The 16,188-nt window shown below is 59.7% G+C and carries 11 protein-coding genes; 3 read left to right on the forward strand and 8 right to left on the reverse strand.

Going from position 1 to position 16,188, the window contains the following annotated elements; all coding sequences use genetic code 11:
* Nucleotides 1-89: 89 nt before the first annotated feature.
* Nucleotides 90-1,103 (forward strand): helix-turn-helix transcriptional regulator, encoded by a 1,014-nt coding sequence (locus tag BLO97_RS16850; protein ID WP_072341014.1) that lies wholly within the window; start codon nt 90-92, stop codon nt 1,101-1,103.
* Nucleotides 1,104-1,160: 57 nt separating this feature from the next.
* Nucleotides 1,161-1,697, forward strand: a complete 537-nt coding sequence (locus tag BLO97_RS16855; protein WP_092346898.1) for a GIY-YIG nuclease family protein — start codon at nt 1,161-1,163, stop codon at nt 1,695-1,697.
* A gap of 28 nt (nt 1,698-1,725) precedes the next feature.
* Here the strand turns inward: BLO97_RS16855 and BLO97_RS16860 are convergent, their stop codons facing one another.
* Both BLO97_RS16860 and BLO97_RS16870 read right to left on the reverse strand, forming a co-directional pair.
* Nucleotides 1,726-2,478 carry an SIR2 family NAD-dependent protein deacylase gene (locus tag BLO97_RS16860; RefSeq protein ID WP_072341008.1) on the reverse strand — a complete coding sequence of 251 codons (753 nt, stop codon included), beginning with the start codon at nt 2,476-2,478 and terminating at the stop codon, nt 1,726-1,728.
* A gap of 305 nt (nt 2,479-2,783) precedes the next feature.
* Nucleotides 2,784-3,506, reverse strand: a complete 723-nt coding sequence (locus BLO97_RS16870) for a tetratricopeptide repeat protein (protein WP_092346901.1) — start codon at nt 3,504-3,506, stop codon at nt 2,784-2,786.
* Between the two features lie 40 nt (nt 3,507-3,546).
* Here BLO97_RS16870 and BLO97_RS31660 point away from each other — a divergent pair, with 40 nt between their 5' ends.
* A complete protein-coding gene (locus BLO97_RS31660) occupies nt 3,547-3,711 on the forward strand; it encodes a hypothetical protein (protein WP_175456232.1) in 165 nt (54 codons plus the stop codon).
* On the opposite strand, the gene recD is transcribed toward BLO97_RS31660, so the two are convergent.
* The 6 genes from recD to BLO97_RS16900 all read right to left on the reverse strand — a co-directional run bounded on the left by recD (nt 3,699) and on the right by BLO97_RS16900 (nt 16,185).
* A complete protein-coding gene (gene recD / locus BLO97_RS16875) occupies nt 3,699-5,792 on the reverse strand; it encodes an exodeoxyribonuclease V subunit alpha (RefSeq protein WP_092346904.1) in 2,094 nt (697 codons plus the stop codon). The two genes, BLO97_RS31660 and recD, sit on opposite strands and share 13 nt — an antisense overlap.
* Nucleotides 5,789-9,463 (reverse strand): exodeoxyribonuclease V subunit beta, encoded by a 3,675-nt coding sequence (gene recB / locus BLO97_RS16880; RefSeq protein ID WP_092346907.1) that lies wholly within the window; start codon nt 9,461-9,463, stop codon nt 5,789-5,791. The genes recD and recB overlap by 4 nt, the downstream gene beginning before the upstream one ends.
* Nucleotides 9,460-12,930 (reverse strand): exodeoxyribonuclease V subunit gamma, encoded by a 3,471-nt coding sequence (gene recC, locus BLO97_RS16885; protein WP_092346910.1) that lies wholly within the window; start codon nt 12,928-12,930, stop codon nt 9,460-9,462. Before recC ends, recB begins: the two co-directional genes overlap by 4 nt.
* 200 nt (nt 12,931-13,130) lie before the next feature.
* Entirely contained in the window at nt 13,131-13,499 is a 369-nt protein-coding gene (locus BLO97_RS16890; protein WP_092146172.1) for a RidA family protein, read from the reverse strand.
* A gap of 26 nt (nt 13,500-13,525) precedes the next feature.
* A complete protein-coding gene (locus tag BLO97_RS16895) occupies nt 13,526-14,758 on the reverse strand; it encodes a D-amino acid dehydrogenase (protein ID WP_092346913.1) in 1,233 nt (410 codons plus the stop codon).
* Nucleotides 14,758-16,185, reverse strand: coding sequence for an amidase (locus BLO97_RS16900; RefSeq protein ID WP_092346916.1), 1,428 nt, complete (start codon nt 16,183-16,185; stop codon nt 14,758-14,760). Before BLO97_RS16900 ends, BLO97_RS16895 begins: the two co-directional genes overlap by 1 nt.
* Between the last annotated feature and the right edge of the window lie 3 nt (nt 16,186-16,188).

Here is a 16,188-nt window from a genome sequence, read left to right on the forward strand (position 1 = left end):
TAAAGGTTGCCCGGTTGTCGCCGATAGGCAGACAACCCGGCAAATTCGCTAGCCGCAGGCCCGCCTCACTATTACAAGGATGATTTCTCTTGCCATCAGCCAAGAACCATACCGCGTTGAGTCGTCAATGGGAGTTGCTGCAACAGTTGCCCAAGCGCGCCCCGGGTATCACGGTGAGTGAATTGCTGACCCGCCTGACGACCGCGGGCTACTCCATCAGTCGCCGCAGTATCGAGCGCGACCTGCGTGACCTGTCCCTGGTGTTTCCGTTGCAGTGCAACGATGGTGGAACGCCCTTCGGTTGGTATTGGAAGCCGGGCGTGAGCGTCGAGTTGCAGGGCATCACCCTGACTGAAGCCGTCAGTCTGGCGCTGGTCGAAGATGCGGTGCGCCCGCTCCTTCCAGCCAGCATGTTGAGCGTGCTGGAACCGCGCTTCGAGCATGCCCGGCAAAAACTCAAAGGCCTCGAAGATGGCAACCCCGCCGCCCGCTGGCCCGACAAAGTTGCGAGCGTTCGGCCGGATTTCAATCTTCGAGCGCCGGACATCCAGGCGGAAATCCTGGAGGCCCTGCAACATGCCCTGATCAGCGAGCAGCAAGTTCATTGTCAGTATTACTCGGCACACACCAACAAACTCAGTGAGCTGACGCTCAACCCCCTGGCGATTGTCCAGCGAGGGCTGATCACCTATCTGATCGCTACCGCCGCGCCGTATACCGATGTCCGTCAGTTCGCGGTTCATCGCTTTCGAGCGGTAACGGTGCTCGACACGCCATGCCAGGGTCTGGAGACATTTGAACTGCAAACGTACCTGGCCACCGACGCTTTGCAGTTTGGCAAACCGGAGAAGATCCAACTCAAGGCCTGGGTGAGCGAACACCAGGCCAGGTTGATTCGAGAAACGCCGTTGAGCACGGACATGGTGCTGGAAGAACGGCCAGAGGGTTTTCAGATGCAAGCTACCGTCAACAATACATGGCAATTGCACTGGTGGATTCTATCGTTGGGCGACTCGTTGGTCGTGCAGGAACCTGCGGCCCTGCGTCAGCAGGTAGGCGATACATTACGCCGCGCAGCGGCGGCTTACGCACCAGAAATCTAGCGCAACCGACGCGACTAGCCCATTTTTTTGCTCGACGGCTCAACAAGGCAGGAACACATGCTCACACCCGCCACCCTGAACGACATCGCCTGCCATCTGCGTGATCTGGCCGGCTACGTCGAACGTACACCTATCGATAGCCTCCACGAGGTGTTCATTCCGTTCAGTGAAATCCGCAAAGGCTATCCTGCTCAAGCGTTGGAAACACTTAAGACCTGGTCCTCTTCCAAAGCGCGCTACATCTATCAGATGTCAGTCGACGACGCTGTCTGCGAAGACCTCTATCAGGCATTTGCAGAGGCCAAGGACACGCGCAAGAATGATCGAGCCTATTGCCGCCTGAATCCTGTATCACGCCTGCTGTATGTCGGAAGCTCCGCCAATCTGGATGCGCGGATCAAGCAGCACTTGGGCTTCGGCAATAAAGGCACCTACGCCTTGCAACTGTCCCACTGGCTGCCGGAACGCGAGGGAATGTTGCGCATTCAAGCCTGGCGATTCAGCAAAGAGGTCGACGTTGCCGTGGTCCAGGCGATAGAAGATGGCTTGTGGGCCTCGAACCGGCCCATGTTCGGCAGACAGGGCGCTCGTTAAGCCGTGCGCTGACCGTTGAGGACGTCCGCTACGCGCTAGCCTGAGCAAGTAATCGCGGCAGTATTTCTGCCGCTTTACCGACGAGACTGAACTCCCTCTCGCCCTGGATCGATTCTCGCTGCAGGTTGACATGCACCACGAGAGCACCATGCTCCCTGGCGATCAAAGGAATTTTCGCTGCGGGCTGCACCAGTCCCGAAGTGCCCACCGAAAGCAGCAGATCGCAATCTTCGGCAGCGGCCAGCGCTTCACGCCATGCCTGCTCCGGTAGCGCCTCGCCGAACCAGACCACACCCGGCCGGACCTTGCCATTGCAATGCCGACAGCGAGGAGGCTCGACCCTGCGTCCATCTCCAGGTTCATTCAATGGATCGGTAGCCTGCTCATATGGCCGGGCACACGCAAAACAGCGCGGCGAGTGGAGGCTACCGTGCAAATGAATCACGTCATGACAACCCGCACGCTCGTGCAGATCGTCGACATTCTGGGTAACGACCGTCAGCCTGGTGACTCGCCGGGCGAGCTCGGCAATGGCCAAATGGGCGGGATTGGGTTTGGCGGCGAGAACCCTCGAGCGTCGCCATTCATACCATCCCCATACCAGCGCCGGGTCGTTACGAAAGGCATTCGCCGTGGCCAGCGCAGCAGGATCAAAACGCTCCCACAATCCGGTCATGGCGTCGCGGAACGTCGGGATGCCGCTCTCGGCGGAAACACCCGCGCCAGTGAAGACAACCACATGGGACGCATCGCGCAAACGCGGGCCCAGAAACTCGATCATGACCGCCTCCTAGTGTCGTAACCGGCCAAACCATTCAGCCAACGCACGATCGATCCTATTGGCCGGTCGCAAGGTCAGCGCTTCGTTTCCACACCTCTCGCATCGCTCGAACCAGTCTCCCGGTACAAGGGCATCACTGAGCGGCGCGACCGTTTTCTTCCAGCCACAAGTATCGCAGACAAAGGTGAAAGGTCTTGGTCTTATGGGCATGTCATGACGCCTTCGTCCCGCTTGGTTTACGCCCTAGGCAGCAAGGCCAACAGCATTTCCACCGTGCCTTGTAACCGTCCATCGATACCCGACTCTCAAAACCCATGGCATTTATCTCCTGAGGCAAACGCAGCCCCGGCAGCCAGTCGGTACCAGTGCGTGGCCTTGGCGAAATCTGGCGCCTGGCCATCCATGCCTTTTTCATGCAAACGCCCAAGCGCTTGCGCCGCACACAGGATGTCGCGCTCATAGGCCTGCTCGTAGTAACTGGCCGCCAGGTCCTGGTTAATGCCCATGCCCCGCCCGTACCAGGCTTGCTCGCCAAGATTGAACGCCGCCTCACCCGACCCCAGCACATACGCAAGTTTGAAACATCGGCGAGCGAGGACACTATCGAAAGGGACGCAACGACCGTTGATCCAGAGCCAGCCGAGATCATTGAGCGCATCAGGATCCGAAGCGAGGGCGTCATCGCGTAGCGAACGGTACAGAATGCGTAGCAACGCAGGATCGGCCATAGTAGCCAGGGGGGTCGCGGCCTTGATCGTGAGGTACGCAAGCTTGCCGTCGACCGGCGCTTTCAACAGTCTCAAGGACGGCATGCCAATGTCTGCATCCGCAACGCATGGCGACCGCGACTCGACAAACCGCATGCGCTCGGCATCGGGCAACAGGGCGTCCAAAAGCTGGAATATTTTTTCGTCTGGGCTCATTCGTATAGCCTTCCGGTTGATCATCTCGATAAGCCCCATTATCGAAATGCCGACGTCATTTTGTGTCGCAACCGCATCTCGACACATCCTGTCGTGCCCGATCATCACAATGAAGGCTCATTACCGTTAACCAGAGCCTGAACCTATGAAAACCTACCGAGCCTTCATGCAGCGCGTGGTCGCTACCGCCGGCCCTCAAGCCAACTTCACCATCACCGTTCAGGCGGTGACCTCTGCCATGGCAAAGGTCACCGCTGAAGCGCAGTACCCAGGCTACAAATGCTTGAACGCCCCCACTCAAGTGCGTTGAAGCGTTGCCAGTTCATCTTGCAGTTGCAGCGCCAGTCCACTGGTTCGCTGCACGTTGCGACTCACTGCCCCTTCAAATACGCCCGGACTGGCTTCGACCAAGCTGAACCATTGCTTGGCACGCGTGATGGCGGTGTACAACAGCTCCTTGGTCAGCACAGGGTTCAGCGCATCGGGCAATACCAGGGCCGTATGGTTGAACTCCGAGCCCTGGGACTTGTGCACCGTCATGGCGAAGACCGTCTCGACCTCCACCAGCCGGCTCGGCATCACGAAACGAACACCGCCGCTGCCATCGTTTCGCGGGAAGGCCACACGAAGACCCCGCTCTGCAGAGGGACCCGGTACCCAGAAAGCAATGCCGATGTCACCATTCATCAAGTTCAGGCTGTAATCATTGCGGGTGACCAGTACCGGTCGCCCTTCGTACCAACCCTGGTCCCCCGACAACAACTCACAGCGGCGCAGTTCGGCGGCCACTCGTTGATTCAGTCCCTCGACACCCCAAGGCCCGCGACGCAGCGCACAGAGCAGACGGAACTCATCAAACGCGCCCAATACTTTGCCAGCCCAACCGGCCCAGAGGGCACTGTCCCAGGGAGTGTCTTTCGCAGGACGCTGGTCTCGTAGCTGCTCAAGGTAATGGCGATAACCAGGAGCATCGCCTTTGCCGTTGATAATCAACTCGGTGAGTGCGGCATCATGCTCGCCTCGCAACTTGAGGTTGAACAGCTGAGGCAATTGCTGATCAAGCAGGCTTCGTGCTTCGGCGGCATTTTTCTCATTGACCAGTTTGGCCAGACGCCCAATGCCCTGCTGAGCGTCGAAGCGTCGGGAGTAGCGCAGCATGACGGTTTGCTGGGCCAGCGGATCGCCAGCACCGACTGCCGTTTGCAACCCCGGAGCACTGACCGACTCACCACTGTGGGCCTCCAGCCAGGCCACTGTTTGCTCGCTATAGACGCCGGCTTCAGCGTTGCGACAAAGGTCGCCCAACACGGAGCCTGCATCCACCGATGCCAGCTGATCCTTGTCACCCAACAGAATCAAGCGCGCCTGCCGAGGCAAGGCATCGAGCAAGCAAGCCATCATTTCCAGGTCAATCATCGACGCTTCATCGACCACCAATACATCCAGCTCCAGTGGCTTGTCCCGGTGGTGAATGAAGTTGCGCGAATCCGGTCGACTGCCCAACAGACGGTGCAATGTGGAAACATCCGTCGGGATCGCCTCCTGCACCGGGGCGCTGACCGGCAACTCACGGACGGCCTTGCCAATGGACTCGGACAAGCGTGCTGCTGCCTTGCCGGTGGGGGCGGCGAGACGAATTCGCAGCGGCTTCCCTTCCTCCACGGCCGGTGTTTGCAACAGCCCCAGTAAGCGCACGACCGAGGTGGTCTTGCCGGTGCCGGGGCCACCAGTGATGACACTGAAGTTCCCTCGTGCCGCCAGCGCACAGGCAATTTTTTGCCAGTCGCTACGCACTTCACCGTTAACTTCGAAGGTGTCAGGGAACAAGGCATCGAGCCGACTGGAAAGTTTCTCCGGTGTTACCGCGACCACGCTCAAACGGGCGCTCAGCGCCTGAGCAATGCTGCGCTCATAGTTCCAGTAACGACGCAGGTACAGACGCTGTCCGGTCAACACCAGCGGCCGCTCCGGGAATCGCTGCGGCTCGTCCCGATCCTCCACCATCGAGCTTAAGCACAACGCCCGGCGCCATTGCGCGACATCCAGGCCCAGCAACCATTGCGATGGTAATCGGCCGCCCTCCTCCCCTTCGGGAGGTAACGACAACACCAAGTCAGGCGCTTGCAGGGTAGCGACCAAATCCAGGCAGGAATGCCCTCGACCCAGTTGATGACTGGTCATCGCGGCGGCCAGCAACACACTGGCCTGGGCCTGGGGATCCTGTTCAAGTATGAAGGTGGCGAATGAGCGATCCAGTGCTCGCAACCAGCCTCGGTTCACCCAATTGTCGAGTAGATGCAGCAGCTCGCTGCTGTCGGCATCGCCAACGAACAACAGCGGGTGATCAACGTTGCGCTGGCTGTTGCTCAGTTGCTTAAGGGTCTGGCTCATGCGCTGGCCTCCGCGTGCTGGCCCATGAAGAGTTGGTCCAGTTGTTCAATCAACTGCCGTGGCGGTCGCTCGAAATGCACACCATGGGTGGGCGCCTGGTGTCCACGGACGAACAGGTACACCGCCCCGCCCATGTGCTGTTCGTAGTCATACCCGGCAAGGCGCAGCTTGAGCTGGCGATGCAAGGCCAGCAGGTACAGACACAGCTGCAGGTCGTAACGCTTGTCCAGCATGGTTTCGGCCATCGCCTCGGCGTCGTAGGCCTGGTCGTTGCTGCCCAGCCAGTTGGATTTGTAGTCCGCCACGTAGTAGCGACCCTGATGTTCAAACGTCAGGTCGATGAAGCCTTTGAACATGCCGTTCAACTCGTTGGCGGCCAGTACCGGACGCGGTGCACCACCCAACGTGTATTGGCGCACCAGTGCATCGAGGCGCTGAACGTTCACCGACCGGCTGGAAAACCAGAACTCCATCTCCACCTGATAGGTGCTCAGGTTCGAGAGTTTGCACTGGGTACCATTGAATCGCAGGGGCGCATCCAGATAGCTGCCCAACCAGGCGGAAAGTGGCTCGATCCAGTTTTCCCAATCGCGCAGATTGCAGCGACGGGCCACCGTGTTGTGCAGGGTTTGCGGATCGCCGGCGGCCTTGGCGAAGCCTTCTCGGCCGGCCCACTCGAACAAGCCGTGCAAAAAGGTGCCTGGGCCCGCGCCCCGAGGAAAACCATGAATCCCGACTCCTGCGGGCAAGGCTTCAACTTCGCCTTCCTCCTGCAAATTGGCTTCCAGCGCAGTTGCCGGCTCAAGGCTGAAGCCCGGTTCCGCCCCCAGCAGGACATTGCCGTCGGCAATGGCCAAGGCCGAGTAACTGGCAATCCACCAGTTCGCCGCGAGCTTGTGCAAGGGGCGCAAGGCTGGCCCCACCGACGGTGGAGCGGGCGCCGTATTGACATTATCCGATGGTACTGGCGCTGCGCACACCGTAATGTCCGGGCAGCCGCTGGCCAGTGCCTCGACCACGCCGAGCAGACTCTCCGCGGCTATCGGCTTCTCGCCCCCCAGCATGTAACCCAGGCCTGCCTTATGCAAATCTGTCGATTTTCCTCCAGCCTTGGCCCCCTGAGGCGCCACACATATCCAGGTGGCGTAACGGGCTCGCGTCAGGGCAACGTAGAGCAGGCGCATCTCTTCGCCCATGCGCTCATCGTTGGCAAGCGCCTGTGCCGGTTTGGCCAGATCCCCCTTGATCAGCTCGATCACCAGACCCTTGTCGTCGTGGAACATAGGCGGTGTTGTGCTTCGGCCATCGATCGCCCTGGCGCTACAGGCAAATGGCAGCAACACCAATGGGTATTCCAGGCCCTTGGACTTGTGCACGGTGATGACCTTGATCAGGTCTGAATCGCTTTCCAGCCGCAGAATTTCTTCTTCGCTCTGGCCGCCGACCTGCTCGGCGAGGTGGCGGATCAACGCATGTTCGCCATCGAGTTCGGCGGCGCTGCGTTGCAACCATTCGGCCAGATGCAACAGGTTGGTCAAGCGGCGCTCGCCCTGTTCTTCCAGAAGCAAACGGGCCGGTACCTTGAACGTGGCAAGCAGCTTGCGCAGCATCGGCAGCACGCCTTGTTGCTGCCACAACACACGAAAATCCCTGAACAGCAGGACCTGTTGCTCCCAGAACAATTCATCCTGGTTCAATTGCTCCAGGTTCTGCCATGACAACCCGACGCTGCGGGTCGCCATTGCAGCACGCACCAGCCGATCGCTGGTGGGTTGAGCGCACGCCCGCAGGATATACAGAAGGTCTTTGGCCTCTTCGCTTTCGAAGACCGAGTCCCTGTCGGAGAGATAAACGCTGGCCAGTTGCCGATGCGCCAGGGCTTTGCGTATGGCTTCAGCCTCCTTGCGATTGCGCACCAGAATGGCGATATCGGCGGGCCGCAAGGCGACGAATTCACCATTGCCTTTCAGCAAACCGGAACGCTCGGTTGCAGCGGGATCAAGCCAAGCCTGAATCGCCGATGCCGAAGCTTCAGCTGCGTTACGCAAGTAGGTGGCGTTATTGACTACACCCTCGGTTTTCAGCTGCCAGAACGTCAAGGCAGGTTGATCCGCCCCCTTGATCTGCAACACATCGTCACGCCCATTGGCCTGGACGGTGTTGAACGGCACCGGGTTGCCCTGATCTTCTGTGGCGAACCGAAACGCGCCCCGAGGCTGGGCTTCGGCGTATCGGAAGCAGTGGTTGGCCGCGTCGACCATCGCCTTGGTGGAACGATAGTTGGTCCCCAGTGTGTAATGACGACCAGCCGTTGCCTCGCGCGCCTGGAGGTAGGTGTAGATGTCCGCACCACGGAAGGAATAGATCGCCTGTTTCGGGTCACCGATCATGAACAGGCCGCAGTCATTCAGGTTGTCGGGAATGCGGTAAATGGTTTCGAAGATCCGGTATTGAACCGGATCGGTGTCCTGGAATTCATCGATCAAGGCGACCGGGTACTGCTTGCGAATGGTCTCAGCCAGACGTGGGCCCGACGGGCCTTGCAAGGCCTGGTCAAGTCGATTGAGCAAGTCGTCGAAGCCGATTTCGGCGCGACGGCGCTTTTCTTCATCAAAACGCTCGCGCACTTCATGCAAGGCTTGCAGCAGCAGTTGAGCGCGGATATCAACTTTGGCATCGCGCTGTTCGATCCACAGATCAATCGCCTTGAACGCCTGATGTTCAGGTGCCACGGCCTTTCCATTCAGTGTTATGCCTGTCTGACCGAAGGCGTGCACGTTATGCGGTGCCGGTTGCCCCCTGGACCACTGCGCCAGTTTGTTCAGGAGACCGTTGAAGACGTCATCTTGTTTGATTTTTCTGTAGGTATTGCCACTCATGTGAGGACGAATGCTGCGCAACACCTCCTCAAGTTCGTTCTGATGCTCAAGCCAAAGCTTGCGAGCGTTACGCTCCAGTTCGCCGACTGTTCCGTACCATTCACCCGGTTCTTGAAGTAACGCCTGCAACGAGCCAGGGGTTTCAAGGGGCTGGGTGTTGTATTGATAGGTCGCATCCCGTCGCGTCAGCAACGAACCGAGTGCATCCCCCAGATCCTGTGGGCTTTTGAAACAATCACTGATGGCTCGGGCCTGCTCCACCGGTAACTCATAGAAATGCCGACGCCAATAATCCCTGACCACCTCGGCCAGCAATTCGCTCTGATCGGTCTCCAGTGTCTGAGTGAACAGGCTACCACTGTCGAAGGCATGCTCACGCAACATCCGATAGCACCAACCATGGATGGTCGAGACAGCCGCTTCATCCATCCACTCACCCGCCAGTTGCAGCCGACGCGCGCAATCAGGCCATTCCTGCGGCGGGTACTCGGCACGCAGTTGCTGCAGCAGCTTGTCGTGTTCGCGCTCAGGTTCCAGAAAGCACTGTGCCGCTTCGGTCAAACGCGCACGAATACGGTCGCGCAGTTCTTGAGTCGCGGCATCAGTGAAGGTTACGACCAGAATCTGCGGTGGTGTCAGCAGGTCCTTGAAGGCGGCTTCACCTCCATGACCAAGCACAAGACGCACGTACAACAAGGCGATGGTGAAGGTTTTGCCAGTACCGGCACTCGCCTCGATCAATCGGCTGCCATGCAAGGGAAAGTCGAGGGGGTTGAGATTCAACGGTTTCATTGGTCGCTCCCTGCGCGGCTCGACGAAAGATGATTGAACAGTCCGCCATACAGGCGCGTGGCCCACGAGGCGAAATGACCGGAGGCGCACAGCTGATCGAAGTCAGCGTAGGCACGGCGCAAGGCGAAAGAGCTGTCCACCTCTCCAGTGCGCATGTAGCCCCCGTCGAATGTCTCGCGGGCTTTCTCGGAAGTCGCGTCGTTGTCTTCCCCGCCTTCCCCCACTTCCTCGAGCCAGGCGAATGCGCTTTTGCAGGCGACTGGCAGCGGTTCACGCATGCCCGCCACCCAGGCGTCGAGCAGCGACTGCAACTGTTCTTGTGCCTGTTGCATTGGCATTGGCCGGAACACTACATCCCCGTTCAAGCTGACCAGAATCGTGGTGCAGCCCGGTTCACTCAGTTGCAATGCCAGATGGCGCACCCAGGGACGAACCAGGTTGTGCCAGCGCCAACTGTCGTCGTTGCATAGCTTCTTGCTGTCCAGCTGCAAGTAGGCTCGCTCACCTTGGGCATTGCGGCGAATGCCACCCAGCCAGTCACTCAATCCTGGGGTCGGTTCGTGCGCCGCGATCGTTGCGGCGGTCTGGCCCTCCTCGATTTCCGGCCACGCCTGCAACTGCGCGTGATAACGCTCCAGCATGTCCGGCAGTGGCTCGGCCAATGCCGATGCGCTCAACGTGCCGAAGCCGCTCAGCGGCAACTTGCCTTCACGCTGTAAACGCTGCACATGCAGATCAAGCTCGGCCATCGCGTCCTCAGGTCGGTAGTCCTCTTCTACCCAACGCTTGAGCGCCTGGCTGAGTCGATCCTGGTGTTGCCAGTTCTCAAGGCCGTCGAGCTGAAAGGTTTCATCGTCGCGGCTGGTCAATTCGTCATTGTCGAAATTGACCTTGAGCCGCTGCTGAAAGAACGACCCGACCGGATCACGCACAAACCCGGCCAGTTGGCGCAGGGTCAATGGCGTGTCTTGCGCGAGCCCGGGCAGCAGGTCGACCGATAGGTTCTCGGCCTGGGAATCATGCACCTCACGCCACTCATGGGAGTAAGTGAATAGCCCATCAGGCCCTGGCTGGTCGGCAAAGTAAGCCGCACTGAAAGGCTGTAGCGGATGTTCCTGAGTCAAGGCGTGCAGCAACGCCTCGGGCGTTGCCGACCGCCAGCCGCTGGCCAGATGATCACGCAGTTGCCCGATTAGCACCGAGGGCACGCGCTCACTGTTGTCGCGGATATTGCGGCCGACCCAACTCACGTACAACTGCTCTCGGGCAGACAACAACGCCTCCAGCAACAGATAGCGATCATCCTCGCGACGCGAGCGATCTCCTGGGCGGTAATCGTTGCGCATCAGGTCGAAATCGACTGGCGACTGTTGGCGCGGATAATCGCCATCGTTCATGCCCAGCAGGCACACCACTTTGAAAGGGATCGCGCGCATCGGCATCAACGTGCAGAAGTTCACTGCACCGGCGAGAAACCGCTGCGACAAGCCGCCCTCCTCTATGCCGGAAAGCCATGTTTCATGCATAACGCTCAACGGCAGCGGTTCGTCGAACTGCGCGGACTCGCAGGTACGCAACCAGTCATCGAGCAGCTTGAGCAACTGGTTGACCAGCAATTCTTCAGCATCCCCCACCGGGCGGAAAAACACCTTCAACAGCGATTGCAGGCGCTCGACCCAGAGTATTGGCGTGGCCGGCTGCTGCAGGTCGTCCCGGGCAATTTCCAGGTGATCGAGCAAGGTCAACAGAGGCCCCGCCAGTGCGGCTTCCAGGCCGGAAACCTCGTCATAGGGCTCGATTCCATTCAGTTCAGGCCCTTGGGCGACCGCGTAGCCCAACAGCATGCGGCGCATACCAAAGCGCCAAGTGTTTTGCTCCAGGCCCGCAGGCATGTCCAGGCTTTCGCGCTGCTGCGCATCGAGGCCCCAGCGCACACCGGCACCGTCGATCCAGCGCTGCAGGATCGGCACATCCGCTTCCTTGATACCGAAACGCGCCCGCAATGCCGGCACATCTAGCAGGTCGAGAATATCGCTGACGGCAAAACGGCTATGGGGCAGTTTGAGCAAGTGTTCGAGGGCGATCAGCAATGGCTGGCGACCACGCTGCCCCTGGTCGGCCAGGGTAAACGGCAGATAACGAGGATCATGACGCGGTACCTGGCCGAACACCGCCTCGATATGCGGTGCGTAGGCGTTGATGTCCGGCACCATCACGATCACATCCCGAGGGCTAAGCGCCGGATTGGCACTGAAGCGGGCGAGCAACTGATCATGCAGCACTTCCACTTCACGCTGCGCGCTGTGGACCACGTGGAAGCGCACCGAGCGATCCAGGGCCACGTCGACGGGGCCCCATACTTCGCGGGTTTCCGCCAGAGGACGCAATTCAAGAATGTCGCTTTGCAATTGGCTCAGCAGGCTTGAAGGCTGCTCTGCATTGAACAGATCGATACGTCCGCCGTTCAGGCCCTCGAACAGGTATCGATAACTCGCCGGCTCGTCATAGTGGTCGAGCACATTGATGTAGTCGCGACCTTGCTTACCCCACGCGGCGAGTAAAGGCTGGCCATGTTGGCTCGTCGCCATAGAGGCACTTCTGTTTGGCTGACGGCGATAGGCATGGCCCAACAAGTCTTTGTCAGCGACGATATCGCCCCAGTGATGGCGACAAGGGTTGTGCACACACAGCAACACCTGGCTGTAGCGCGAGAGTATCGCCAGGGCTTCCAGAACCTGTGCCGGCATAGATGAAATGCCAAACACCACCACACGCCGAGGTAACCCATTCGGGGGCGGCCCTGGTTCACGCAGGCGTGCGACAAAACGCTTGTGAACACCGGCACGGCTCTGCTCAAGAGCACCCTCGCCAACATCCGCCAATACTTCACGCCACAGCTCCGCTTGCCACAGATTGTCGGGCTCCAGCGGCTTCACACCGCCTTTGATGTGCTTTAGCTGATCACGCCCAGCCGCCCAGTCCTCCAGCCAGTCGGCCCGATAGACCTGATACTGGTCAAACAGGTCCGCCAGCCGCTCGGAGAGTTGGTAGAGTTTGCGCTGATCGTCATCCTCCTGAAGAAATCGCCGCAAGCTGCTGAAATTGGTTTTACTTAGCAATTGCGGCAGCAAGCGCATGAGTCGCCAACTCAGTGCCGCCTTGTCCAGCGGGGAGGACTCTGGTGTCGTCTCCGCCCCCAATACAGACCTGTAGGCCTGCCAAAGGAAACGCGCAGGAAGTTGCACATCCAACGCTGCGGCGATACCGCAGCCACCGTTATCAGGATCTTCAGCCAGCGCCAGCTTCAACCATTGAGCAATGCCGTTGCTGTGCACCAGCACGACTTCGTTTTCCAAAGGAGCCAACGGGTAGCGCTGCATCCAGTTCACAACTAGCTCACGCAAGTCATCCAAGCGATTGCCGTGAATAATCATGAAGCCGGGCTTCAACGAGTCCGCATCCTGCATAAACGCTTCCCTCAGGCATGAACGCTCAGCTCTGCGATACAGAGCAGCAAAAGGCCATCACTTTAATCCGATATGGCTATGTATCACCACCTGTACGAAGGTCTGCACCACCATCCATGGGAACCGGGGATAGGCTCCTCAATGTAACTAGAAGTCGCAAATACCTTTTTGTGCCTGAAAAGAAAACCTCAGCCCCGCCTTCACCCCCCCGAAGCAAGTTTCCCAGCCACAACCATGATCTCCACCAGCACCTCTGGCCGCGCCAGACGTGCCTGAACAGTGGCCCGTGCCGGCGCACTATCAGTTGGCAGCCAGGCGTCCCACACCGAATTCATCAGCGCGAAATCACGATCAATGTCTTTGAGCCAGATCTGTGCGCTCACAAGCTGGCCCTTGTCGCTGCCCGCCAGCGATAGCAAGGCTTCTATCTTGGCCAGCACCTGCTGCGTCTGCTCTTCGATGCCAACCTGTAGATCAGTGGGCACTTGGCCGGAGAGGTAAAGCAGGTCGCCGTGACTGACCACACCGGACATCCGCGCGTTGCTCTGAAAACGTTGAATCGTTGCCATCGGGTTTATTCCATGAATTGAGGAAGTTAAAGCGCCGTGCCTCCGATCAATCGGACCAGACGTTGGGCGCTACCAAATGCCAAGGTCATGCCCAGGGCACCCTGGCCGCAATTGACGTACAGGTTGTCACAACCACTGGTGGCCAGAATCGGCCGTCCGGTGGGGGTCGCCGGACGCCAACCGGTCCAGGGCTGGCAATCATCGGCGTTCCATTCCAGACCGAACAATGCTTGCGTCGAGGCTTTCAGTTGCTCGATACGCTTAACGGGAATCGACGCATCCAGCCCACACAGCTCGACCATCCCAGCAACGCGCAAGCGATCACCGATCCGGGCGAACACTGTTTTACGCCGCATGTCCGTCACGCTGACCGTCGGTGCATTCATCGAATCAGTGATCGGCAACGTAATGCTGTATCCCTTGAGCGGGTAGACCGGCATGCGCACACCGAACGCAGATAACAACCCCGCGCTGTAAGCGCCAGCCGCCAGCACGACCGCTTGCGTCCCTAAAAGACCAGGGCCTTCGATGGCATGGTGAATCTCCAACGCGGTGATGCGCCCGCGTTCACGTCGGAAAGCGGCAACCTCACTGTCGAACAGAAAACGCACCCCCTGCGTGCTCAACAACCTCGCAAGCTCCTGACAAAGCTTGCGCCCATCGACCGCGCATTCGCTGTCGGTATGGATCGCACCGTGAAACGCCTTCTTATAGCCCTCAAGTGCAGGCTCGATCGACAAGGCTTCGGCGGGGCTGACGATTTTTTGTTGCCTGGCGCCTTGGGCGGCCTGGAATTTCAGCTGATCGCCGGCCTTGCGCAGGCTTTCAGCATCGGGGTACAGAACCAGTTTGCCGGTACGGGCGAAATCGCATTGCACCTTTTCCTGACTGATGAAGGCGTCCAGCGCCAGCCGACTTTCATGCGCCAGTTCCAGCAACTCGACAGTCGTCTGGCGCGAAACGGACGTACGGCAGGCCGCGAGAAACTCCACACACCAGCGCCATTGTTCCAAGCTCCATTGCGGCGAAAACTTCAGCGGGCCGTTGCGCGCCAACAGCATTTTCGGAATGCCCGGCAACAGGGAGGGATCAGCCAGCGGTTGAACATAGCTGTAGCTCAATTGCGCCCCATTGGCGGCACTGGCCCCCATGCCCGCCTCCCCCGCACGATCGATAACGGTGACGGTATGACCGGCCTTGTGTAGAAACCAGGCACTGCTCAAGCCAACGATTCCAGCGCCGACGACACAGATTTCCATTACGCCACCACCCTGTCCGACAGGTCCCAACCCACAGGTCGCCGTTGGTGCCAATCACTGACTTGCTGGTAGGCATGGGCGATCCGCAGCACCAACGGCTCGGCGAAGGCACGCCCGACAATTTGCATCGAGACCGGCATGCGTTGCTCGTCGAAGCCCACCGGCAGCGCCACTGAACAGAGATTGAGCAGGTTGGCGAAACGGCCGAGCAAGGCCAGCGGCGTACCGTACTCATCGACCTGACTCAACGGCACACTGCCAATGGCGTTGGTTGGAAACGCACAGGCATCGACCTGGGACATGGCTTCGTCCATGGCTTGACGGGCAGCACGTCGCTGGTTGTGCAAATGGATGTAAGCCGCCGCGTCGATGGCGCGCCCGCTCAGCACCCGACGCTGCACATGAGGATCGAAGCGTAGATCGTCGCGCTCGAACAAACTGCCAAGGCTGGCGTAGCCTTCGGCGCTCATGAGACCACCGGCAACGCGCATGCACTGCTCCAGTGAAGTCGGTAGCGGCTGTTCGACCAGATGCATGCCCAGTGCGGCCAATTGCTCAAGCCCCTGGTCGTAGGCTGCCAATACGCCAGGTGCGATGTGTTCGCGTTCGGTCTGTGGCAGCACCCAGATACGCAGACCGGCCACCGGAAGATTCAAACCTGCTGCGGCGCTGAACACTGGCGACTTGGCCGAGACCGGGTCCAGCGGGTCCGGCCCCAGCAGCGCGTCAAGCATCCACGCGGCGTCTTCGACGGTGTGCGTAATCGGCCCTACCGAATCCAGCGATGGGCACAATTCAATCAAACCGTGACGGCTGACCAACCCACGCGTGGTTTTCAGGCCAACCAGACCACACATGCCTGCGGGAATCCGCACCGAGCCGCCGGTGTCGGTGCCCAATGCCGCGCTTGCCAACCCGCCGGCCACGGCCACCGCTGAACCACTGCTGGAACCCCCTGGCGCACGATGCACGTCGGGGTCCCACGGGTTCCACGGCGTGCCCATCACGGCATTTGTGCCCCACCCTCCGAAAGCGAATTCGACGGTGTGGGTCTTGCCCATGATGATCGCCCCGGCGCGCTCCAACCGCTGGACTGCCGTGGCGGTGAGCCGAGAGATGCGCGGCGTCTGTGCCAGCGAACCACCGGTTATGGCCTTGCCGTCGATTTCGAACAAATCCTTGATCGCAATTGGAATGCCGTGCAACGGCCCCAGGTTCACACCCGCAGCCCGCTGCCGATCGGCGGCGATGGCAGCACCAAGGGCGCGCAGGGGATAGGCCTCGACATACGCATTGAGTTGACCGTTGAAGCGCTCGATCCGCTCCAATTGCGCGCCAACCAGGGACTCGCTCGTGAGCGTTCCGGACTCCAGCGCTTGCCGCAACTGGCCAATGCTCTGAGAAGCGGTTCGATCCATGATGTTCATGTG

The organism is Pseudomonas sp. NFACC05-1 (genome assembly GCF_900100135.1).
Classification (GTDB): Bacteria; Pseudomonadota; Gammaproteobacteria; order Pseudomonadales; family Pseudomonadaceae; genus Aquipseudomonas; species Aquipseudomonas fluorescens_Q.